Origin of the sequence: Microbacterium sp. Be9 (assembly GCF_011754135.1) — a bacterium.
In the GTDB taxonomy this organism is placed as follows: domain Bacteria; phylum Actinomycetota; class Actinomycetes; order Actinomycetales; family Microbacteriaceae; genus Microbacterium; species Microbacterium maritypicum_A.
In genome coordinates this window covers 1,235,870-1,255,971 of sequence record NZ_WNWT01000004.1, presented here as the reverse complement: position 1 = coordinate 1,255,971, position 20,102 = coordinate 1,235,870, and the positions used below count along the sequence as shown (strand labels likewise).

Genomic DNA, 20,102 nt, shown 5'->3' with positions numbered 1-20,102 from the left:
GGACATCGACGTCGCCCGCGAAAGGAACACCATGACCGAGATCTCGGCTTCCGACCTCACCCTCGAGGAGAAGGCGTCGCTCACCAGCGGTGCGGACTTCTGGACCACGAAGGCCATCGCCCGCGCGGGCATCCCGTCGGTGATGATGACCGACGGTCCGCACGGCCTGCGCAAGCAGTCCGGTGCCACCGATCACCTCGGTCTCGCGAGCAGCGTCCCCGCCACCTGCTTCCCACCCGCCGTCGGCATCGGCTCGTCGTGGGATCCGGAGATCATCGAGCGCGTGGGCGCGGCGATCGGCGTCGAAGCCGCGATCGAGAACGTCGCCGTCGTGCTCGGCCCCGGCATCAACATCAAGCGCTCGCCGCTGTGCGGCCGCAACTTCGAGTACTTCTCGGAAGACCCGATCGTGTCCGGCGTCCTCGGCGCCGCCTCGGTCCGCGGTATCCAGTCGAAGGGCGTCGGCACCTCGCTCAAGCACTTCGCCGCGAACAACCAGGAGTTCGACCGCATGCGTGCGAGCTCCGACGTCGACCCCCGCCCGCTGCGTGAGATCTACCTGCGCGGGTTCGAACGCGTCGTGAAGGACGCCTCGCCGTGGACCGTCATGTGCTCGTACAACAAGCTCAACGGCGTCTGGACCTCGGAGGACCCGTGGCTGCTCACCAGCGTGCTGCGCGACGACTGGGGCTTCGACGGCCTCGTCGTGTCGGACTGGGGCGCCGTCAACGACCGCGTCGCCGGCGTCGCTGCAGGCCTCGACCTGGAGATGCCGGCGTCGGGAGGGCGCACGGATGCGCAGCTCGTCGCCGCCGTGCGTGCGGGAACGCTCGAGGAGAGCGTGCTCGACACCGCCGCGGGCCGCGCCATCGAGCTCGTGCGCAAGGCCGGGGAGCGCCCGGCCGTGGCAGGCCCGCTCGATGTCGATGCCCACCACGCACTCGCCCGCGAGGCGGCCGGTCGTTCCATCGTGCTGCTGAAGAACGAGGCTGCCCTGCTCCCGCTCGCCGTCGACCAGAAGATCGCCGTGATCGGCGCGTTCGCGACCGAGCCGCGGTTCCAGGGCGCGGGGTCTTCGCTGATCAACCCCACCCGCGTCGACAAGGCGCTCGATGAACTGCGTGCCGTGGGCGGCGAGAACGTCTCCTACGCCGCGGGCTTCGCCGTCGAAGGCGGCACCATCGCGACATCCGGTCGGACTGCCGACGACCTGCGGGCAGAGGCCGTCGGCGTCGCCGAGGCGGCAGACGTGGCCGTGGTCTTCCTCGGCCTCCCCGCTGCCGAGGAGTCGGAAGGCTTCGACCGCGATCACATCGACCTGCCGGCGCCGCAGCTCGCCCTGCTCGACGCCGTGCTCGAGGTCAATCCCCGCGTCGTGGTCGTGCTGTCCAACGGCGGCGTGGTGGCCCTGCCCTTCGCCGACCGCGTGCCGGCCATCGTCGAGAGCTGGCTGCTCGGTCAGGCCGGCGGCAGCGCGGTGGCCGACGTGCTCTACGGTGCCGTGAACCCCTCGGGCAAGCTCACCGAGACCGTGCCGGCCCGGCTCGAGGACAACCCGTCATTCGGCAACTTCCCCGGCGAGTTCGGACACGTGCGCTACGGCGAGGGTCTGCTGGTCGGCTACCGCTGGTACGACGCGAAGGGTCTCGACGTGACCTTCCCGTTCGGCCACGGACTCTCGTACACGACGTTCGAATACGGTCGAGCGACAGCCGATGTCGGTGCCGACGGGGACATCGTCGTGCGCGTCGACGTCACCAACACCGGTGACCGCGACGGGCGCGAGGTCGTGCAGGTCTACGTCGCCCCGGCCGCGTCGATCGTGCAGCGCGCACCTCGTGAGCTCAAGGCCTTCTCCTCGGTCGCGCTCGCTGCCGGGGAGACGCGCACGGTCGAGCTCGTCGTGCGGCGCGAAGACCTCGCCTACTGGGACATCCGCGTCGACCGCTGGGTGGTCGAGGGCGGCACCTATGCCGTCGATGTGGCCGCCTCCAGTCGCGACATCCGCTCGACCGCGTCGGTCGAGGTCTCGGGTGACGAGGTGCACCAGGAACTGACCATGAACTCCTCCATCGGCGACCTGATCGCGCACCCCGTCGCCGGCCCCATCGTGCAGCAGGCGCTGGGCGGCCTGATGGGCGGACTCGGCGGCGACGCGGCTGCGGCGTCGACGATGCCGAACGACGAGGCGATGCAGAAGATGATGGCCTCCTTCCCGATCGGACGTCTGGCCGGATTCCCGGGGCTCCCGGTCGACTTCGAGCAGATCGAGCAGCTGATCGCCGCAGCGAACACGGGCGGTCCCGCCGCCGGCTGACCCGTCAGGAATGCAGGGGCACGGCGCGCGCGTGCGCGCCGTGCCCGAGCTCTTCCCCCGCTGTTCCGGGCAGGTCGAGCTCGGCCGTCGCGCCGACCGGGACCACGAGGTCGACATGCAGCTCGCCCTCGTCGACACGCCACGCGATCGAGGCGTCACCGTAGGGCGTGCGCTGCATCGCCGAGGCATGGGTGAGCCCGCCACCGGGACGTGGTGCGAAGCGGATGCGGCGGTATCCGGGCTCTGCGGGTGCGAGCCCGGCGACGCTGCGGTGCAACCAGTCCGCGACCGCTCCCAGCGCGTAGTGATTGAACGAGGTCATGGTCCCGGGGTTCACGGTGCCGTCGGGGAGCATCGCATCCCACCGCTCCCAGACCGTGGTCGCGCCCTGCACGACCTGGTACAGCCAGGACGGGCAGCCCTGCTCGAGAAGAAGGTCGTAGGCGGCATCCGCGTGGCCGGTCAGGGTGAGCGCGTCGCAGACGAGCGGCGTGCCCACGAAGCCGGTCGCGATGCGGTTGTCCGCGGCATGCACGAGCGCGGCGAGGCGTGCCCCCGCGATCGCACGCTGCGTCTCGTCGGCGAGCAGGTCGAAGACGATGGCCAGGGCGTACGCAGTCTGGGCGTCGGAGGTCATCGTGCCGTCGGGTTTCACATACGCACCCCGGAAAGCGGCAGCGACCTCGGAGGCGAGCGTGCCGTAACGATCCGCGTCGGCGGAGCGTCCGAGCACACGAGCCATATCGGCGACCGCTCGCGCCGACCGGGCGAAGTACGCCGTGGCGACGAGATACCGATCGGTGCGGGCATCGCCCGGATCCTGCGGGGGCGCCGCGGGATCGAGCCAGTCGCCGAGCTGGAACCCCTCGTTCCACAGGCGGTCGGGTCCGGCCAGTGATTCCACCTTGTCGACCCATCGGCGTGCGCTCTCGAACTGCGTCGCCAGAACGCCCTCGTCTCCGAAGCGCTGGTACAGGGTCCACGGCAGCAGCGTCGCCACATCTCCCCAGGCGGCGCCGGCGCGGATCGGAGACCACACCTTGTGCGACGGGATCACGGGCACGAACCACGGGACCGTGCCGTCGGGCAGCTGGTCGGCCTCCACGTCACGGAGCCATCCCGACAGCATCCCCGAGACGTCGAACAGCGTCGACGCGGTCGGGCCGAACACCTGCACGTCGCCCGTCCACCCCACGCGCTCATCACGCTGCGGGCAGTCGGTGGGGATGTCGACGAAGTTTCCGCGCATGCCCCAGACGACGTTGCGGTGCAACTGCTCGACCAGGGGATCGGAGCAGGTGAACCACCCGGTGCGCTCGAGGTCGGTGTGCAGCACACGGGCGATCAGAGCGCCGGCCGCGACATCCGCATCGAGGTCGCCCGGCCAGCCGGAGACCTCGGCGTATCGGAAGCCGTGGAATGTGAACCGCGGCTCCCATTCCTCGCCGCCGGTGCGTCCGGCGAGTGTGTAGGAGTCGCTGGAGCGTGCGCTGCGCAGCGGCCGCGTGTAGATCTCCCCCTCCTGCAGAACCTCCGCAGTGCGCAGCGTGACGGTCGTGCCGCGCGGACCGGTCACGCTGATGCGCACCCTTCCCACGAGGTTCTGCCCGAAGTCGAGGATGCGGGCGCCGCCGGGTGACGTGAGCACGGCGACGGGGGCGATCTCCTCGGTCACCCTGACAGGTGGCGCCGTCGGTGCGACCAGGGTGCGCGGATCGCGATCGCGCACCGCGACAGGCAGCCACTGCGCGTCATCGAAGGCGGCGGTCGTCCACTCCGGGAGCTCCTCGCGTGCGTCGTAGTCCTCGCCGTCGTAGATGCCGGAGCGGAGGATGGGGGAGAGCGCGCCCTTCCATGAGTCGTCGGTCACGATCGTCTCGCGTCGTCCGTCGACATAGGTGATCTCCAGCTGGCCGAGGAACGACAGATCGCTTCCGAACACGTTGCGGTACCCGCCGCGCCAGCCGAGACGTCCGCGGTACCAGCCGTCGCCGAGCCAGGCGCCGAGCGCGTTCTCGCCGACGACGAGCAGGGCGGTCACGTCGTAGGTGTAGTACCGCAGCCGTTCGCGATAGACCGTCCATCCCGGCGACAGCGTGTCGGAGCCGACGCGCTCGCCGTTGATCTCGGGTTCGTACAGGCCGTGCGCGGTGGCGTAGAGCCGGGCGCGGGAGACCTCACCGTCGAGCCGGAAGCTCCGCCGCACCAGGGTGGCGCGGCGGGCGTCGCTCTCCGGGTCCTCATCGAGGTCGAGCCCGACCGGCCGCGCCGACCAGTCGTCGGGGTGGAGGAGGCCGGCTTCCACCCAGGTCTGCGGGCTCTCGGCCGACCAGCGGCCGTCGGCGCCCTGCACCGCCACACGCACACCGACCCGCTCGCGGGAGTCGAGCGCACGAGTCGGCCAGGGGACCAGGACCTGCTCGGCGGACGTGACCTCGACGGTCTCCTCGGCGTCGTCGCGCACCACCGTGACGGCGTAGCGCTCCTGGCGCCAGCCGGCAGGCGCATCCGTGGTGGTCCAGCTCAGGCGCGGTGCGCTCTCGCCGATGCCGAACGGTTCCCGGTGGTGCTCGATGCGGGGTGCGGAGACGGTCGTCATGGTCCTCATCCTCGCCGATCCCGATGACGATGGCGACGGCGACGGCGACGTTCGGACCGGCGACTCCGCCGGGTCCGCGCTGGTCAGCCGGGTCCGCGCTGGTCAGCCGTCTCCTGGCCGTGCCGTCTGCGGACGGCGTTCGCGTGGGGTATCCCCTTCGAGAAGAAGAGCGACAGCAGACTGATGAGGATGAGCCCGAAGAACGCGATGCGCAGCGACGACAGCTGCGAATCGCGGTAGACCGTGGCGAGAGTGTCGGCGTCGGCATCGTCCAGCCCGGCCTTCTCCGCGATGGCGGCGACGTCGGCTGCGGGCACGATGGTGACTCCGTGCTGCGTGGCGCTCGCCACGGTCGCCTGGGTGGTCTCGGGCAGGTCGCTCGCCGCGACTCCCGAGGCGAACGAGGTCGACAGCGCACCGATGAGGATCGAGCCGATCAGGGCCGTTCCGAGCGACGAGCCGAGGTTCTGGAACACTCCTTGAAGCCCGCCGACCTCGCTCGTCTCCTTCTCGGTCACGCTCGACATGTTCACGTTCCCGAGCTGCGAGGCGAGGAGTCCGAGGGCCGCTCCGGCGAGGAACATCCCGGTCGCGAAGAAGCCGCTGCGCAGGTCGCTGGTGGCGGAGCCGAGAAGGATGAGGGCGCTGACGACGAGTGTCAGCTGTCCGATGCGCACGATCGTCCGCGGAGACAAGAGGCGCGAGAGTCGGGTGCCCACGATCGAGAACAGCACGAGAGCGATGGAGAGGGGGAAGATCCGGATCCCGGTCTCCAGGGCATCGAGGCCGAGGGTCATTTGCAGATACACCGGCACCATGAAGAAGAGCCCGGCGGTCACGGTGTACTGCGCCCCGAGGACGGTGAGTCCGCTGCGGAGCGAGGTGATCGAGAACATCCCCACGTGGATGAGCGGCGACCGGCCGAGGCGTTCGAGCAGGCGCTGACGCGAGAAGAACAGGGCCAGGAGCACGACGCCGAGCACGATGAACCAGGCGGCGGGAGAGATGCCGAGAGGGGCGACCACGACGCCGCCGATCGTGGGCGGGTTCAGCGGCAGCACCCACCCCCACGTCTTGCTCTGCAGCATCCCGAACACCACCGCGACCAGCCCGACCGACGAGAGCGCGACGCTGAGGACGTCGATGCGCACGCTCTGCCGTGGCGTCGGGTCGGTGACGATCCGGGCGCACAGCACCACGCCGATCATGATGAGCACCTCGGCGGCGAACACGTAGCGCCAGTCGAAGTAGGTCGTGACGAATCCGCCGATCAGTGGTCCAGCCGCGACGGCGGCCCCGGAGACGGCGCCGATGATAGCGAACGCCGTGATGCGCTCACGGCCGCGGTAGTTGTCGGCGACGAGGGCGGCGATCGTCGGGATGACGAGCACGGCACCCAGACCTTCGACGACCGACCAGCCGAGGAACAGGAACTGCACGTTCGGACTCACCGCCGTGATCAGCGACCCCACGGCATAGATGCACGATCCGATGACGAACGCCCTGCGGCGGCCCCACACGTCACCCAGCCTCGCCCCGAGCAGCATGAACGCCGCCATCGTGAGGGTGTAGAACGTGATGGCGCCCTGCATCGCGGCCACGGTGGTGTCGAGGTCGGACACCACCGTCGATATCGACACGTTCATCACGGTGCCGTCCAGCACCATCACGAACTGCGCGGAGCCGAGGACGGCGATGACGCCCCATCTCTTCATGGTGACTCCTTCGAGCCTGTTCATCGTGGCATCCGACGGGGCGATCTCCGTGCGGGCGTCACCCCTTCCGGATGAGGTCGGCGGGCGGCGGGCACGCCCGAAGGCACTCAGGCGGGCGTGCTCGATCTGCCTTTCGCGCTCGCGCCGCGCATGATCCGTGCGACCGCCGTGATCAGGAACAGCTGCCCGGTGATGCCCTCGGCGATGGCGATCCCCTGTCCGGTGGTGCCGACGGGGACCAGATTGCCGTATCCGGTCGTGGTCAGTGCGGTGAACGAGAAGAACAGCTGGTTGCCGAGCGAGTCGAGGCTCTCCTCGCCGAACATCGGTGTGGGGGAGATCTGCGAGATCAGGTTGTAGACGAAGGCGAAGAACATCCCGACCAGGATGTAGGCCGTGATCGCCGCCAGCAGCGCCTCCAGGTCGAGGCCCCGCCGGTTGACCTGATGCGCGATGATGGCCCACGGAGCGACCAGCAGAGCGAGCATCGATGCGGCCGACAGCGGGATCGCGAGCACCGGGCCGTCGACGCCGAAGAGCGCGGCGATGACGGCGGCGGCACCGGCGACCGAGAGCACCACCCACCACACACGCTGCACGAGATGTCGTGCACGGGTCACGTAGAACACCATCGCCACTGTCGCCAGCATGGCGAGGAAGGCCCAGGGGCTCGGGTCGGTGCTGGGCTGCGCCGCGCAGAAGCCGTACGAGACGATGAGCAGACCGAGGATGATCGCGTAACCGCGCGCCTGGCCGTCCCGCTCGCGATGCGAGGGGGTGTGGGCGTTCTCCGCGTTCACGGTGTCGGTGCGGGGCATGATCGGTCCTCTTCCGCGCGGTGGACGTCGGGTGCCCACGATGTGCGGCAAGTATCCCAGCGCGAGTGCGCATCCCCGCTCAGCCCGCGTGCGCGTCGGTCGGAAGCGAGTTCGGGGGTGCCGGTTCGTCACCGCTCGTCCGACCCGTTATGATGGCTAAGTGCATCCGTGCTTTCGGGTCGGATGCCTGGAGACGTCGCATAGTCCGGCCGAGTGCACCACCCTGCTAAGGTGGAGTCCCCTCACGGGGACCAGGGGTTCAAATCCCCTCGTCTCCGCAGAAGAACCCCCGCTCAGGCGGGGGTTTTCTCGTTCCCGGCCCCTGCGCTCCCGCGTCGGGGCAGACTCGAACCATGCTGCGCGACATCACCACGATCGTCTTCGACGTGCTGGGCACCCTGGTCGATGAACCCGGAGGGCTCCGCATCGCCATCGAGGAGGCGGGCGGCTCTCCCCGTGATGCCGATGAACTCCTCGGTGTCTGGCAACGTCATATCGAAGGGGAGCAGCGCCGGATCGCACGGGGTGAGCGCGACTATGTCGACTCCGGAATCCTTGATCGCGAGGCGGCGACTCGGGTGGCGCAGACCGCGGGGATCACGGATGCCGCGACGATCGATCGCCTCGCCACCGCGACGAAGCGTCTTCCCGCCTGGCCGGATTCGTGCGAGGGCGTCGCGCGGCTTGCCGCCCGCTTCCATGTTCTCGGGCTGTCGAATGCGAACCCGGAGTCGCTGCGCGCGCTGGGGGAGTACGCCGGACTGCGATGGCACGGGGCGCTCTCCGCGGATGCCGTCGAGGCCTATAAGCCCTCACCGCGGGTCTACCGGCTCGCGGTGGAGGAGGCAGGGGGCGACCCGGAGAGAGTGCTCATGGTCGCCGCTCACGCCTGGGACCTCACAGGCGCCGGAGATGCAGGGATGAGGACCGCGTACGTGCCGCGTCCGGTGGGTGATCCGCCCGCGGAGACCGACGCCTTCGACGGTCGCTTCTCCACCCTGGCCGGGCTGGCGGATGCGTTGGACTGAAGCGGCGGGATCGGCTCGTGTCTGTGTCCGACCCGACGTTCGGCTCGACGCTCAGGTAGCCTCGTCCGCATGGCCACCGCAGCGACGCAGACCCACAAACGTGAAGCCTTCGGCTCGCGCAATGTGTTCATCCTCTCGGCGATCGGCTCCGCGGTCGGCCTCGGGAACATCTGGCGGTTCCCCTACGTCGCCTACGAGGGCGGTGGCGGAGCCTTCCTGATCCCGTACCTGTGTGCTCTGCTCACGGCCGGGATCCCGCTGCTGTTCTTCGACTACGCGATCGGTCACCGATTCCGTGGGTCGGCGCCGCTGGCGTTCCGTCGCATGCACCGTGCGGCCGAGCCTCTCGGCTGGTGGCAGGTGCTCATCTGCGTCGTGATCGCGGTCTACTACGCGGTGATCATCGCCTGGGCGGCGATGTACACGTGGTTCTCGGCCCAGCTCACCTGGGGCGCGGGCAACGAGAACGACTTCTTCTTCATCGACTTCCTGCGATCGGCGGACGTCGCCGAGGTCGGTGTATCGACCGATTTCGTCCCACAGGTCGGCATCCCGCTCGTCGTGGTCTGGCTGATCGTGATCGTCATCATGGCGCTGGGCGTCAAGCGCGGCATCGGCCGGGCGAACATGATCCTGATGCCGCTGCTCACCGTGATGTTCGCGATCCTCGTGGTGCAGTCCCTGTTCCTCCCGGGAGCCATGGACGGCCTCAACGCCTTCTTCACCCCGAACTGGGAGGCACTGGCCGACCCCGGCGTCTGGGCATCCGCCTACGGACACATCTTCTTCTCGCTCTCCGTCGCCTTCGGCATCATGGTGACCTACTCGTCCTACCTGAAGCGGAAGACCGATCTGACCGGTTCCGGGCTCGTGGTGGCCTTCGCCAACTCCGGTTTCGAGATCCTCGCCGGCATCGGCGTCTTCGCGGCGCTGGGATTCATGGCGCAGGCGCAGGGAACGGAGGTGGCCGGTGTCGCGTCCTCCGGAATCGGTCTCGCCTTCATCGCCTTCCCCACGATCGTCTCGCAGGCCACGGGAGGGTCGATCATCGGTGTGCTGTTCTTCGGAGCCCTGGTGTTCGCCGGCGTCACCTCCCTCATCTCGATCCTCGAGGTGATCGTGGCCGCCCTGCAGGACAAGCTGGGATGGGCGCGCGTGCGCACGACCCTCACGGTCGCGATCCCGTTGGCGATCATCTCGATGGCGCTCTTCTCGACGACCACGGCCCTGTCGGTGCTCGACACGGCCGATGCCTTCGTCAACTCCTTCGGCATCATGGCGGTCGCGCTGGTGGCGGTCATCATCGTGGCCTGGCTGCTGCACAAGCTGCCGGTGCTGGTCGAGCACCTCAACCGGCGTTCGAGTTTCCGGGTGGGCACCGTCTGGAAGGTGCTCGTCGGGGTTCTCGCGCCGGTCGTTCTCGGATACCTCTTCGTCAGCGAGCTCATCGCGAAGACCTCCGAACCGTACAGCGGCTATCCCGCCTGGTTCCTCGCCATCTTCGGCTGGGGGATGGTCATCGCCCTGGTCGTCCTGGCGCTGATCCTGTCGGCGCTGCCCTGGAGCACGCGCTCGCATGCGAAGGACGACCCCGAGTACGACGAGTTCCTCTCCGAGGAGCACTACGAACCGGATACCGAGACCTCGGCGATACCGGCAGTCGGCACGACGAAGGGAGCCGGCGCATGACTCCGATCGCGATCGTCATGATGATCGTCGCCATGGTCACGGTGTGGGGTGGCCTGATCGCCGGGATCGTCAACCTGGCGCGTCATCCCGAGGAATCGGAGACCGAACCGGCGCCGCCCGTCGAACTCTGACGTCGATTGAACTCTGACGTCGATTGAACTCTGACGTCGATTGAACTCTGACGTCGATTGAACTCTGACGTCGATTGAGCTCTGACGTCGATTGAACTCTGACGTCGATTGAGCTCTGACGTCGATTGAGCTCTGGCGCCGATCGCATCGGACCGCAGAAGTCGGGTCGCGAGGGGCGGGCGACGGTGACGATGGTGAGGAAAGGAGGACCTCATGATCGGCACGCTGAACGCCTTGATCGACGTGGTCGACGCAGGAGACCCGGGTCAGGAGATCGACGTGGCCTCGTTCTCGCATGAGCACGGCACCACCGAGTATCACCTGCGCCGGATGTTTTCGGCACTCGCGGGCATGCCGTTCTCGGAATACGTGCGTCGTCGTCGGATGACCCTCGCCGGGGCGGAGCTCGCTGCGGGTGCCGCGAGTCTGCTCGACGTGGCCGTGCGCCACGGGTACGGGTCGGTCGAGGCATTCGGACGCGCGTTCCGGGCTGTGCACGGCATCAGTCCGGCCGATGCGCGCCGTGACGGGGGTCCTCTCCGCACTCAACCCACGCTCCGGTTCCGCCTGAGCGTCGAAGGGAGAATCCCCATGGACGTCACCATCACCACTCGGCCCGCGTTCGTCCTCGCCGGTCATGCCGCCGAGGTCCCGTTGATCCACGAGGGCGTCAATCCGCACATCCAGGAGCACATCGCCGCGATCCCGTCCGAGGAACATGCGCGCCTCAAGGGCCTCGGCGACGCCGAGCCGTCGGGGATCCTGGCCGTCACGGCCGATATCGAACCGGACGCACCGGAGGGCACGCTGCTCACGTATCTGCACGGCGTCGCCCTGCAGAGCACTACTCCCGTTCCGGACGACCTCGACTCCCTTCCCCTCGAAGCCGGTTCCTGGGCGGTCTTCGCGGCCCAGGGCCCGTTCCCCGAGACGCTGCAGGATCTGTGGGCCGCCACAGCGACCGAGTGGTTCCCGTCGAACCCCTGGAGGCTTCGTCCCGGTCCCTCGATCGTGCGCTACCTCGAGTTCCGGGGTGACTCCGCGTCGTGCGAGCTCTGGCTTCCGGTCGAGCACGGCTGACGCAGGCCCGAGGGCGGGCGGGCGTCCGCGCACCACCCGCCCTCGCCTCGCCGCACCGTGTCCGACGCCCGTGCGACACTGGGCGCACGATCAAGGAGGGCACGTCATGGCGGCGATCGATCCCAAGAAGACGCTCGACGCGTATCGCGCGAAGAGGGGAGAGTTCCGCATCGTCGAGGTGCCGCCCCTGCAGTATCTGATGATCGACGGGGCAGGCGACCCGAACACCGCACCCGCGTACCGGGAGGCCGTGTCCGCCCTGTTCCCGGTGGCCTATGCGCTGAAGTTCGCGAGTCGGAACGAGCTCGGCGTCGACACGGTGGTGATGCCGCTCGAAGGACTCTGGCATGCACCGGACATGGAGTCGTTCACCTCGCGCCGCGACAAGTCGGCGTGGATGTGGACGATGATGATCATGGTCGGCGACCACATCACCGGGGCGATGTGCGTGGCTGCGGTGGAAGCCGTCGCGAAGAAGGCGGCGAAGAAGAAGGAGTCGATTCCGGCACTGGAGTCCGTGCGGTTGGAGACGCTCGACGAGGCCACCTGCGTGCAGACGCTGCATGTCGGCCCGTTCGACGACGAAGGTCCGGTGCTCGACGATCTGCATCACCGCTTCATCCCCGAGAACGGGCTGCAGATGCGAGGACTCCATCACGAGATCTACCTGAGCGATTTGCGTCGCGTCGATCCGGCGAAGCTGCGCACGATCCTCCGGCAGTCGGTCATGCCGCGCGCCTGAGCGGTGGATACCGGGAAAGCAAGCCCCTCCTCGGCTTCCGGTGCGACGGATACGCTTCAACGATGAGCACGGTCAAGAATGCGGCACGCGTCGCCAAGAGGTCGTCGACGTTCCGACGGATCGCCCGTGCCGGTTTCGTCGTCCTGGGCCTCATCCACGTCATCATCGGCTCGGTGGCGATCTCCATCGCGGCGGGCGCCTCCGGCGACGCCGACCAGGACGGAGCGATGGAGCAGATCCGCCAGAGCCCGATCGGAGGCCTGCTGCTCGTACTCGTGGCCGCCGGGCTGATCGCGCTTGCCGTATGGCAGATCGCCAGTGCCTTCCTCGCCGCCGACCCGGCCGAGACGAAGAAGTGGGGTCAGCGCGTCAAGCTCTTCGGCATCGCCGCCGCGTACCTCGTCGTCGGAGGCATGGCCCTGATCTACGCGGTGGGTGGCAACGCCGACTCGGAGACGGCCTCGAAGACCTTGAGCGCGGTGCTGCTCTCGGCGCCGGGCGGCGTGGCCCTGCTGGTCGTCGTGGGGCTCTCGGTCATCGGAGTGGGGGTCGGGTTCGTCGTCGGCGGTTTCACCCGCGGCTTCGAGAAGCTGCTCGACCTGCCATCGGGGGTCGCTCGCGGGGGCATCGTGACGCTGGGAGTGATCGGGTACTTCGGCAAGGGCATCGCGGTGGCCGTGACCGGGGTGCTGTTCGTGGTCGCCGCCGTGACACAGGACCCGGAGAAGGGCGCAGGGCTCGACGCTGCTCTGCACAGCCTGCTCGAGCTGCCCCTGGGAGGACTCGTCCTGGGGTTGGTCGGCGCAGGCTTCGCGGTCTACGGCGTCTTCTGCATCGCTCGGGCCCGCTTCGCTCGCATGTGACCTCCAGGCACGTGTGAGCGTTCAGGCCGCACTCAGGCGGTCGCGGGCTTCTCGCTCCACACCAGAAGGAACGCTCCGAGAGCGATCATCAGTCCGCCGCCTGTCGCGCCCATCGCCTCGATGCGTCGTGGGGAGCGACCGAACCAGTCGCGGGCGGCACTCGCGAGGAGCACCCACACCGCGTCGCACGTCACACCGATGGTGACGACGATCGCCCCGAGCAGGAAGAGCTGCGCGGGGACGGAACCGGCATGCAGATCGACGAACTGGGGCAGGATCGCGAGGAAGAAGGCGATGGACTTCGGGTTGGTCACGCCGACGACGAAGCCTTCGCTGAGGAGTCGCCACCCCGAGCGCCGTGCCGGTGCCGCGAACATGGCGCGCGCCGCATCCTTCCGGTGCCTGATCGCCTGGATGCCGAGGAAGATCAGGTAACCGGCGCCGAGCACCTTGACGATCGTGAACAGCACGATCGACTGTGCGATCACGGTGCCGACGCCGAGCGCGACGGCCACGACGAGGACGATCGACCCGACGGCCGTGCCGAGGATGCTCAGGAACCCGCCCCAGCGCCCCAGCACCATGGCCCGGCCGATCGTGAACAGCACCGTCGGCCCGGGGATCACGACCATGACGAACGCGGCGACGACGAAGGCGAGCAGCGTGTCCGGGGCGATCATGGGATGAGCCTAGAGGCGCGGGCGCCGGGCGGTCGAGGCCCGGCCACCCGGCGCTGCCGGATCAGGTGCTGCCGGAGACGGTGCTGCCGGATCCGGTGCCCTCGATCAGACGGTGCCCTCGATCAGACCGTGCCCCAGAAGCGGTCCTCCGCGTCCTGGTCCTCGCTGATCAACCAGACCTCGACGATGCGGTCATCGGCGACGCGGAAGACGTCGACGCCGTGCTGGTCGAGGTCGTCGCGCCCTTCGCGCTGGGCACGGAAGCGCACGGTCGCTGAGACGAGTGCGCCGCTCTCGGTCGCCGATTCGGTCTCGAGGGCGAAGGTTCCGCCGCTCAGCTGCATGAACCGGCCGAGGTGCGCGAGGATCGCGTCGGGACCGACATGGTCCCCCGAGACCTGGCTCTCTCCGGGCTGGTGCCAGACGGCGTCCGCGTGGAAGGTCGCGGCCAGAGCCTCCATGTCTCCGGCGGCCATGGCCGCACCATACTGTCTTACGACGTCGATTGCCGACATGATGCTCCTCCTGGATGGGTCGGTACTGTGGAGCATCCAGCGTCTCGACCGGGACGCGGTTACTTCAACGTCACCTGGGAAGGAGCGGCGGATGTCGCGCACATGGACGGTGTTCTCCGCCAGTTGCCCGTCGCGCGCGTCCCTCGCCCGCATCGCGAACAAGTGGACCGCGATGATCGTCGTCCTCCTGCACGAGCAGCCGCTGCGCTTCGGCGAGCTGCACAGCCGGATGGACGGGATCACGAAAAAGGTGCTCGTCGACACACTCCGCGCCCTCGAACGCGATGGGATGCTCGAGCGGGCGGTCGGCGACGACGGTCATCCCCGGTACCGACTCACCCCACTCGGGCGGACCCTGCACGAGCCACTCCAGGCGCTGCAGGTCTGGGCGGAGTCGCACGTGGAGGATGTCCGCGATGCGCAGGACCGCTACGACGAGGCCGCCGACGCGAAGACGCTCGACGGGCGCTGACGCCTGCGCCCACCCCCTGCTCACAGGTGGGAAACTGGAACGATGAGCGTTTCTCCCGGTGTCGACCTGATCGCCCCCTTGAACGAGGCCGAGGTGCGGCGCATCCGCGGGGACTTCCCGATCCTGGGAGCGCAGGTGCACGGGCATCCGCTCGTGTATCTCGACTCGGGGGCGACGTCGCAGCGCCCGACCGCGGTGCTCGACGCCGAGCGTGACTTCGCGACCTCCATGAACTCCGCGGTGCACCGTGGCGCGCACACGCTCGCCGCCGAGGCGACCGAGCTCTTCGAAGACGCGCGCGCCGCCGTCGCCCGATTCGTGGGCGCCGCCGACGACGAGATCGTCTGGACCTCGAACGCGACCGAGGCGACCAACCTCGTCGCGTACTCGCTGTCGAACGCGTCGCTCGGGCGCGGGGGAGCGGCCGCCGAGGGGCTCCGTCTCCGCGAAGGCGACGAGATCGTGACCACAGAGATGGAGCACCACGCGAACCTCATCCCGTGGCAGGAGCTGGCGGCGCGCACCGGCGCGACGCTGAAGGTCATACCCCTCGACGACCACGGGGGCCTGCGGCTCGACGTCGCGGCAGAGCTGATCACCGCCCGTACGAAGCTCGTCGCGTTCACCCATGTCTCCAATGTGCTCGGTGTCGTCAACCCCGTCGATCAGCTCGTCTCGCTCGCGCGCGAGGTCGGCGCACTGACGCTGCTCGACGCCTGCCAGTCGGCACCCCACCTCCCGCTCGACGTGCGTGCCCTCGGGGTCGACTTCGCCGTGCTGTCCGGTCACAAGATGCTCGGACCGACCGGCATCGGCGCCCTCTACGGTCGGCGCGAGGTGCTGGCAGCGATGCCCCCGTTCCTGACGGGCGGTTCGATGATCACCACGGTGACCACGACCGAGGCCGAATATCTGCCGCCGCCCCAGCGCTTCGAAGCGGGAACGCAGCGCGTCTCGCAGGCGATCGCGCTCGCCGCGGCCGTGGGCTACCTGACCGAGGTGGGGATGCCGCGCATCGCCGCGCACGAGGCCGCGTTCGGTCGCCGTCTCGTCGACGGGCTGAGCGCGATCGACGGCGTGCGTGTGCTCGGCGCCGGTATCGACCTGCCCCGCGTCGGCCTCGCGAGCTTCGACGTCGAGGGCATCCACTCGCACGACGTGGGTCAGTTCCTCGACGACCGCGGCATCGCCGTTCGCGTCGGCCACCATTGCGCGCAACCGCTGCACCGCCGCCTGGGTGTGACCTCCTCCACCAGGGCGAGCACCTACCTGTACACGACCGAGGCCGAGGTGGACGCCGTGATCGAGGGCGTCGCCGGAGCGATCGACTTCTTCCGGAGGGGCGCATGAGCGACCTGCAGAACCTGTACCAGGAGCTGATCCTGGACCACTCGCGCACGCCGCACGGCTATGGACTCCGCGACGAGATCCCCGCGCAGTCCCACCAGTTGAACCCGACCTGCGGTGACGAGATCACCCTGCAGGTGCACCGCGATGCCGACGGCAGCGTCGAGGCGATCGCCTGGGAGGGGCACGGCTGCGCGATCTCGCAGGCATCGGCCTCTCTGCTGGCGGAGCTCGCGGAAGGACTCAGCGTCGAAGACCTCGAGGTGCGCATCGCGGCCTTCCGCGAGGCGATGCGATCCCGCGGCACGATCGAACCGGATGAAGAGCTCCTCGGCGATGCCGCTGCCCTCGGTGGGGTGTCGAAGTACGTCGCGCGCGTCAAGTGCGCCATGCTCGCCTGGGTCGCGGCGGAAGACGCGCTCACGCGCAGCTGAGGTGCAGGATGGACGCATGTCCCTGCACCTGAAGCCCCTCCCCGCCACCCGCTTCGAGGCGTGGGTGACAACCGCACGGCAGCGCCTGATCGACCGGAACAGGGAGTCGGGGCGACGCCTCGGCGCGGACGCTGTCGGGCACGTAGAGCAGGTGTTCGGCGACCTGTTCCCGGAGGGTGGTGCGGCCTCGACGACGCGGGTCATGCGCATCGTCGACGATGCGGATGGCGAACTCGGAACACTCGTGCTGGCCCTGAGCGGACAGAAGATGCTCCTGCTCGACCTCGACCTCGACATCGGCCTCGGCGGTGCCGAGACGCTGAGCGATGCCCAGAACGAAGGGCTGCTCGCGCTCCTGCTCCCGATCGCCCGCGACATGGGCGCCACCCAGATCGGGGCGCAGCTCTTTCCGCAGGACACGGCCGGACGGGTGTTCGCCGAACAGAGCGGATTCGAGGTGGCCTCGATCCAGATGGTGCTCGAACCGCTTCCGGTGCGCGACGTTGCTCCCCACGTCGAGGTGTCGCCGATGACCGCGGAACGTTTCCCCCGCTTCGCGGCAGCGTCGGAGGAAGGGTTCGCGCACGACCTCGTCGCATCGGGGCGCTACACGTCCGAGGAGGCCATCGCCGAGTCGCATCGCCAGATGGTCGAGGAGCTTCCCGACGGGCTCGATACCGAAGGACAGGAATTCTTCACCGCTTCTGTCGACGGAACCGAGGTCGGCATCCTGTGGTTCGGGATGCGGCGGCGTGACGGTCGTCCGCAGGCGTTCATCCTCGACATCGAGGTGGCCGCGGATCAGCGCCGGAGAGGTTACGGACGCGCGTTGATGCACGCCGCCGAGAGAGAAGCCCGCAGGCTCGGCGCGGACTCGATCGGGCTGCATGCCTTCGGCTTCAACACGGGGGCCGTCGACCTGTATGAGCAGCTCGGCTACCGCCGCACCGAGGAGAGCCTGCTGCGCGAGGTCTGAGCCACGGTCACGCGAGCACTCGACGGGAATAGCCCTGAGCGCGAGGCGTTGGGGCCAACATGACAACTCTCGGAATCATCGGTGCAGGACACATCGGCAGCCAGGTCGCACGCGTCGCGATCGCGAACGGCTACGACGTGGTGATCGCCAACTCGCGTGGACCGGAGACACTCGCCGACCTGGTCGCCGAGCTCGGGCCCAGGGCTCGGGCCGCGACGGCGCAGGACGCGGCTGCTGCCGCAGACGTGGCCGTCGTCACTGTGCCCCTCGGCGCGATCGACCAGCTCCCGGCCGAGCAGCTCGCGGGCAAGATCGTCCTCGACACCAACAACTACTACTTCGAGCGGGACGGACACATCGAAGCCCTCGACAAGGGGGAGACCACGACGTCCGAGCTGGTGCAGCGTGCGCTCCCCGGCGCGAAGATCGTGAAGGCGTTCAACCACATCTTCGCCTCGGAGATCACGTCCGACGGAACGCCGGCCGGCACCCCCGACCGTCGCGCGCTGGCCACGGCCGGCGATGACGTGGAAGCCGTGGCCTTCGTGACGCGCTTCTACGACGAGGCCGGCTTCGACACCGTCAACGTGGGTCCGCTCAGTGAGTCCTGGAGGGTCGAGCGCGACCGCCCGGCGTATGTGGTGCGGCAGACTGCCGAAGAGCTCACGGCGAACCTCGCGATCGCGAACCGCCTGCCCTGAGCATCGTCGGGGGCGAGGGAGGAGCCCTCGTCCCCGCCCGGGCCGCCGCCGCTGCGAGGGCTTGGGATACCAAAAGTTGAGGAACACCGCCGGGAGTGCGAGAATGCCCAGATGGCGGGGGCTATAGCAGGAGGCGGCGAACTCGAGTCGGTGAGGGTCACGCGCATCCTTCGCGATGACATCATCCTCGGGCGGCGGATGCCGGGGTCGCGCCTGGTGGAGCGCGACATCGCGGCAGAGCTCAATGTGTCGCGACTTCCGGTCCGGGAGGCCATCCGCACGCTCGTCGCGGAGGGGATCGTCGTCGCCCGTCCCCGCACCTGGGCAGTCGTGCGGGAGTTCACCCATCGGGACATCCAGGACTTCGCCGAGGTGCGCGAGGCCATCGAGACGCTGATCTTCGTGTTCGCCGCCGAGCGGCACGACCAGGCCGGTATCGCCCGGATCCGCGAGGTCTACGAGCGTGAGCTCGCGGCCGCGAAGGCGCAGGATTCCGAGGCTGCGAGGGTGGCCGCAGCGGAGTTCCACGAGGTCGCCGTCGAACTCGCGGCGAACGAGATGCTCGGAGAGCTCATCGCCGTGTTCCTCACGCGTCTGCGCTGGTTGTTCGGTCAGCACGACGATCTGCTCGCGATGGCGGACGAGCATCGCATCATCCTCGAGGCGATGACTGCGCGTGACACCGAGGCATTGCGCCGGATCGTCCCCGCGCACCTCGCCAGTGGTCAGTCCGCAGCCGAGCGACGCCTCGCCGAGAACAGTGACCTGACGGCCTGAGCTGCCGGTTCGCCCTGACGCAGGTCGGGGGACCGCAGAGTCGGCTCCGGTTGTATATTGGGGCGATCGGAGTCGGTCCGGAACTGTTGCGCTGTCCTGGGGAGCGAGATGCGGAGTCTTGCTGTCGCGGTCGGATGCCTGTTGCTCGTCGGCGGGATCACGCTCGTCGCGATCGCGGATCAGGAGCGCATGGCGTCGATCGCCGCGGTCAAAGCGGAGATCGCACGCGTCGAAGGCGCGCTGGACACGTCGCGCGGCGAGAACCGGGAACTCGCCGAGAAGCTCACCGCCTTGCGGTCGAAGCTCGCTGAGCAGGACGCGCAGATCGCCGACACGACGGGGTTCCTGCCGTGATCCGCCGGGTGCTGGCCGTCACCCTCGCCGCCTCGGTGCTGCTCATCTCGGGGATGATCGGCAGAGCTGACGCCCTCGAGCACGAGAGAACGACCGCTGTCGCACAGCTCGTCGCACTGAACGGCCAGTATCGCGACGCCGGCCAGCGCACCGACTACCTCGACGGGGCCGTCGAACGCGCAGAGCAGGAGACCGCCGATCGCGCCGCCGTCCTTGCGCTGCGGCCCGCCTTCCTCGCCGAGGTCCAAGCCCTGACCGCCGCACTCCAGGGAGCCGAAGGTCGGGTGGATACGGCCGCGCATCGCGCCGCCGCCCTGTCGGCACAGCAGGCCGTCGCCGCCGAGAAGGAGAACCCCGATACCGTCGCGGCGGCCACGGCGACCCTGCACGCGCTCACGGAGAAGGTGGGCACAGAGGTCGCGTCCTGGCAGGCGGCACAGAGCTCGGGTCCCGGAGGGCCGATGTGGTCGTCGAGCAGTCCGGAGGGGTACGCGCGGGTGCGGGCAGCCCTCGACCTCGTCGGTGGTGGGGGCGTGGGACTCTACGAGTCCTCGTCGTGTGCGGGCGGGAACGCCCCGGCATGCGCGAACAGCAACGGATACATCAAGTACCGCGCCGACATCGCGACCTGGAGTGCCGGCCGGTTGAACTGGGCGATGGCGCATGAGCTCGCGCACATCTACCAGTTCCGCGTATGGGGCGCGCTCACCTCATCCGGGGCGTACGGGGCGCTGTTTGGCGGTGACCCGGAGTTCCTCGCGAACTGCATGGCCGTGGTGCGGGGCTATCCCGGATCGGTCGGCTGCAACGGCGACCAGCAGGCGTGGGCCTCGGCCATCTGGGTGGGCACCGTCCGCTGAGCGG

At 68.8% G+C, this 20,102-nt stretch carries 20 protein-coding genes and 1 tRNA gene; 16 read left to right on the top strand and 5 right to left on the bottom strand.

The genetic code is table 11. The annotated features are described in order from the left end of the window. Positions 1 to 31: 31 nt before the first annotated feature. Positions 32 to 2,317, top strand: a complete 2,286-nt coding sequence (locus GLO27_RS10230) for a glycoside hydrolase family 3 C-terminal domain-containing protein (protein ID WP_167254682.1) — start codon at positions 32 to 34, stop codon at positions 2,315 to 2,317. Between the two features lie 4 nt (positions 2,318 to 2,321). Here GLO27_RS10230 and GLO27_RS10225 read toward each other — a convergent pair whose 3' ends face one another. The 3 genes from GLO27_RS10225 to GLO27_RS10215 all read right to left on the bottom strand — a co-directional run bounded on the left by GLO27_RS10225 (position 2,322) and on the right by GLO27_RS10215 (position 7,449). Next, positions 2,322 to 4,916: an alpha-L-rhamnosidase gene (locus GLO27_RS10225; protein WP_167254680.1), complete on the bottom strand. Its 2,595-nt coding sequence runs from the start codon at positions 4,914 to 4,916 to the stop codon at positions 2,322 to 2,324. 83 nt (positions 4,917 to 4,999) lie between these two features. After that, on the bottom strand, positions 5,000 to 6,655 hold the full coding sequence (locus GLO27_RS10220; RefSeq protein WP_243844759.1) for an MFS transporter: 1,656 nt from the start codon (positions 6,653 to 6,655) through the stop codon (positions 5,000 to 5,002). Between the two features lie 83 nt (positions 6,656 to 6,738). Beyond that, on the bottom strand, positions 6,739 to 7,449 hold the full coding sequence (locus GLO27_RS10215; protein ID WP_021198176.1) for a potassium channel family protein: 711 nt from the start codon (positions 7,447 to 7,449) through the stop codon (positions 6,739 to 6,741). Between the two features lie 189 nt (positions 7,450 to 7,638). On the opposite strand from GLO27_RS10215, the gene GLO27_RS10210 reads away from it, so the two are divergent. The 7 genes from GLO27_RS10210 (at position 7,639) to GLO27_RS10180 (ending at position 12,982) form a co-directional block, all read left to right on the top strand. Beyond that, positions 7,639 to 7,727, top strand: a tRNA-Ser gene (locus GLO27_RS10210). 75 nt (positions 7,728 to 7,802) lie between these two features. Next, entirely contained in the window at positions 7,803 to 8,477 is a 675-nt protein-coding gene (locus tag GLO27_RS10205) for a haloacid dehalogenase type II (RefSeq protein ID WP_167254676.1), read from the top strand. A gap of 69 nt (positions 8,478 to 8,546) precedes the next feature. Beyond that, positions 8,547 to 10,166 carry a sodium-dependent transporter gene (locus GLO27_RS10200; RefSeq protein ID WP_021198174.1) on the top strand — a complete coding sequence of 540 codons (1,620 nt, stop codon included), beginning with the start codon at positions 8,547 to 8,549 and terminating at the stop codon, positions 10,164 to 10,166. Next, positions 10,163 to 10,297 (top strand): methionine/alanine import family NSS transporter small subunit, encoded by a 135-nt coding sequence (locus tag GLO27_RS10195; protein ID WP_021198173.1) that lies wholly within the window; start codon positions 10,163 to 10,165, stop codon positions 10,295 to 10,297. Before GLO27_RS10200 ends, GLO27_RS10195 begins: the two co-directional genes overlap by 4 nt. Positions 10,298 to 10,510: 213 nt before the next feature. After that, a complete protein-coding gene (locus GLO27_RS10190; protein ID WP_167254674.1) occupies positions 10,511 to 11,377 on the top strand; it encodes a GyrI-like domain-containing protein in 867 nt (288 codons plus the stop codon). A gap of 106 nt (positions 11,378 to 11,483) precedes the next feature. Then, the gene (locus tag GLO27_RS10185) at positions 11,484 to 12,119 is read left to right on the top strand and encodes a GyrI-like domain-containing protein (RefSeq protein ID WP_167254672.1); all 636 of its coding nucleotides are present in this window, start codon (positions 11,484 to 11,486) and stop codon (positions 12,117 to 12,119) included. Between the two features lie 62 nt (positions 12,120 to 12,181). Further along, complete coding sequence (locus GLO27_RS10180; protein WP_167254670.1) at positions 12,182 to 12,982, top strand: DUF1206 domain-containing protein; 801 nt, start codon at positions 12,182 to 12,184, stop codon at positions 12,980 to 12,982. A gap of 32 nt (positions 12,983 to 13,014) precedes the next feature. On the opposite strand, the gene GLO27_RS10175 is transcribed toward GLO27_RS10180, so the two are convergent. Both GLO27_RS10175 and GLO27_RS10170 read right to left on the bottom strand, forming a co-directional pair. Continuing rightward, entirely contained in the window at positions 13,015 to 13,662 is a 648-nt protein-coding gene (locus GLO27_RS10175; protein WP_167254668.1) for a LysE family translocator, read from the bottom strand. A gap of 122 nt (positions 13,663 to 13,784) precedes the next feature. Further along, entirely contained in the window at positions 13,785 to 14,177 is a 393-nt protein-coding gene (locus GLO27_RS10170; protein WP_167254666.1) for a nuclear transport factor 2 family protein, read from the bottom strand. A 91-nt stretch (positions 14,178 to 14,268) separates the two neighbouring features. Here GLO27_RS10170 and GLO27_RS10165 point away from each other — a divergent pair, with 91 nt between their 5' ends. The 8 genes from GLO27_RS10165 to GLO27_RS10130 all read left to right on the top strand — a co-directional run bounded on the left by GLO27_RS10165 (position 14,269) and on the right by GLO27_RS10130 (position 20,098). Then, on the top strand, positions 14,269 to 14,649 hold the full coding sequence (locus GLO27_RS10165) for a helix-turn-helix domain-containing protein (RefSeq protein ID WP_021198167.1): 381 nt from the start codon (positions 14,269 to 14,271) through the stop codon (positions 14,647 to 14,649). Between the two features lie 42 nt (positions 14,650 to 14,691). Further along, positions 14,692 to 15,999 (top strand): SufS family cysteine desulfurase, encoded by a 1,308-nt coding sequence (locus tag GLO27_RS10160; RefSeq protein ID WP_167254664.1) that lies wholly within the window; start codon positions 14,692 to 14,694, stop codon positions 15,997 to 15,999. Beyond that, positions 15,996 to 16,430 carry a Fe-S cluster assembly sulfur transfer protein SufU gene (gene sufU / locus GLO27_RS10155; protein ID WP_021198165.1) on the top strand — a complete coding sequence of 145 codons (435 nt, stop codon included), beginning with the start codon at positions 15,996 to 15,998 and terminating at the stop codon, positions 16,428 to 16,430. The genes GLO27_RS10160 and sufU overlap by 4 nt, the downstream gene beginning before the upstream one ends. 16 nt (positions 16,431 to 16,446) lie before the next feature. Next, on the top strand, positions 16,447 to 17,406 hold the full coding sequence (locus tag GLO27_RS10150; RefSeq protein WP_167254662.1) for a GNAT family N-acetyltransferase: 960 nt from the start codon (positions 16,447 to 16,449) through the stop codon (positions 17,404 to 17,406). Positions 17,407 to 17,465: 59 nt separating this feature from the next. Next, positions 17,466 to 18,107: an NAD(P)-binding domain-containing protein gene (locus tag GLO27_RS10145; RefSeq protein WP_167254660.1), complete on the top strand. Its 642-nt coding sequence runs from the start codon at positions 17,466 to 17,468 to the stop codon at positions 18,105 to 18,107. Between the two features lie 111 nt (positions 18,108 to 18,218). Beyond that, positions 18,219 to 18,884 carry a GntR family transcriptional regulator gene (locus GLO27_RS10140; protein WP_167254658.1) on the top strand — a complete coding sequence of 222 codons (666 nt, stop codon included), beginning with the start codon at positions 18,219 to 18,221 and terminating at the stop codon, positions 18,882 to 18,884. 108 nt (positions 18,885 to 18,992) lie between these two features. Then, the gene (locus GLO27_RS10135) at positions 18,993 to 19,238 is read left to right on the top strand and encodes a hypothetical protein (RefSeq protein ID WP_021198161.1); all 246 of its coding nucleotides are present in this window, start codon (positions 18,993 to 18,995) and stop codon (positions 19,236 to 19,238) included. Beyond that, positions 19,235 to 20,098: a hypothetical protein gene (locus GLO27_RS10130; protein ID WP_167254656.1), complete on the top strand. Its 864-nt coding sequence runs from the start codon at positions 19,235 to 19,237 to the stop codon at positions 20,096 to 20,098. The genes GLO27_RS10135 and GLO27_RS10130 overlap by 4 nt, the downstream gene beginning before the upstream one ends. The last annotated feature ends 4 nt before the right edge of the window (positions 20,099 to 20,102 follow it).

What these genes read in the sequence shown, in the direction of transcription:
- GLO27_RS10230 (WP_167254682.1), top strand. Translation starts at nt 32, where the DNA reads ATGACCGAGATCTCGGCTTCCGACCTCACCCTCGAGGAGAAGGCGTCG.
- GLO27_RS10225 (WP_167254680.1), bottom strand. Translation starts at nt 4,916, where the DNA reads ATGACGACCGTCTCCGCACCCCGCATCGAGCACCACCGGGAACCGTTC.
- GLO27_RS10220 (WP_243844759.1), bottom strand. Translation starts at nt 6,655, where the DNA reads ATGAACAGGCTCGAAGGAGTCACCATGAAGAGATGGGGCGTCATCGCC.
- GLO27_RS10215 (WP_021198176.1), bottom strand. Translation starts at nt 7,449, where the DNA reads ATGCCCCGCACCGACACCGTGAACGCGGAGAACGCCCACACCCCCTCG.
- GLO27_RS10205 (WP_167254676.1), top strand. Translation starts at nt 7,803, where the DNA reads ATGCTGCGCGACATCACCACGATCGTCTTCGACGTGCTGGGCACCCTG.
- GLO27_RS10200 (WP_021198174.1), top strand. Translation starts at nt 8,547, where the DNA reads ATGGCCACCGCAGCGACGCAGACCCACAAACGTGAAGCCTTCGGCTCG.
- GLO27_RS10195 (WP_021198173.1), top strand. Translation starts at nt 10,163, where the DNA reads ATGACTCCGATCGCGATCGTCATGATGATCGTCGCCATGGTCACGGTG.
- GLO27_RS10190 (WP_167254674.1), top strand. Translation starts at nt 10,511, where the DNA reads ATGATCGGCACGCTGAACGCCTTGATCGACGTGGTCGACGCAGGAGAC.
- GLO27_RS10185 (WP_167254672.1), top strand. Translation starts at nt 11,484, where the DNA reads ATGGCGGCGATCGATCCCAAGAAGACGCTCGACGCGTATCGCGCGAAG.
- GLO27_RS10180 (WP_167254670.1), top strand. Translation starts at nt 12,182, where the DNA reads ATGAGCACGGTCAAGAATGCGGCACGCGTCGCCAAGAGGTCGTCGACG.
- GLO27_RS10175 (WP_167254668.1), bottom strand. Translation starts at nt 13,662, where the DNA reads ATGATCGCCCCGGACACGCTGCTCGCCTTCGTCGTCGCCGCGTTCGTC.
- GLO27_RS10170 (WP_167254666.1), bottom strand. Translation starts at nt 14,177, where the DNA reads ATGTCGGCAATCGACGTCGTAAGACAGTATGGTGCGGCCATGGCCGCC.
- GLO27_RS10165 (WP_021198167.1), top strand. Translation starts at nt 14,269, where the DNA reads ATGTCGCGCACATGGACGGTGTTCTCCGCCAGTTGCCCGTCGCGCGCG.
- GLO27_RS10160 (WP_167254664.1), top strand. Translation starts at nt 14,692, where the DNA reads ATGAGCGTTTCTCCCGGTGTCGACCTGATCGCCCCCTTGAACGAGGCC.
- sufU (WP_021198165.1), top strand. Translation starts at nt 15,996, where the DNA reads ATGAGCGACCTGCAGAACCTGTACCAGGAGCTGATCCTGGACCACTCG.
- GLO27_RS10150 (WP_167254662.1), top strand. Translation starts at nt 16,447, where the DNA reads ATGTCCCTGCACCTGAAGCCCCTCCCCGCCACCCGCTTCGAGGCGTGG.
- GLO27_RS10145 (WP_167254660.1), top strand. Translation starts at nt 17,466, where the DNA reads ATGACAACTCTCGGAATCATCGGTGCAGGACACATCGGCAGCCAGGTC.
- GLO27_RS10140 (WP_167254658.1), top strand. Translation starts at nt 18,219, where the DNA reads ATGGCGGGGGCTATAGCAGGAGGCGGCGAACTCGAGTCGGTGAGGGTC.
- GLO27_RS10135 (WP_021198161.1), top strand. Translation starts at nt 18,993, where the DNA reads ATGCGGAGTCTTGCTGTCGCGGTCGGATGCCTGTTGCTCGTCGGCGGG.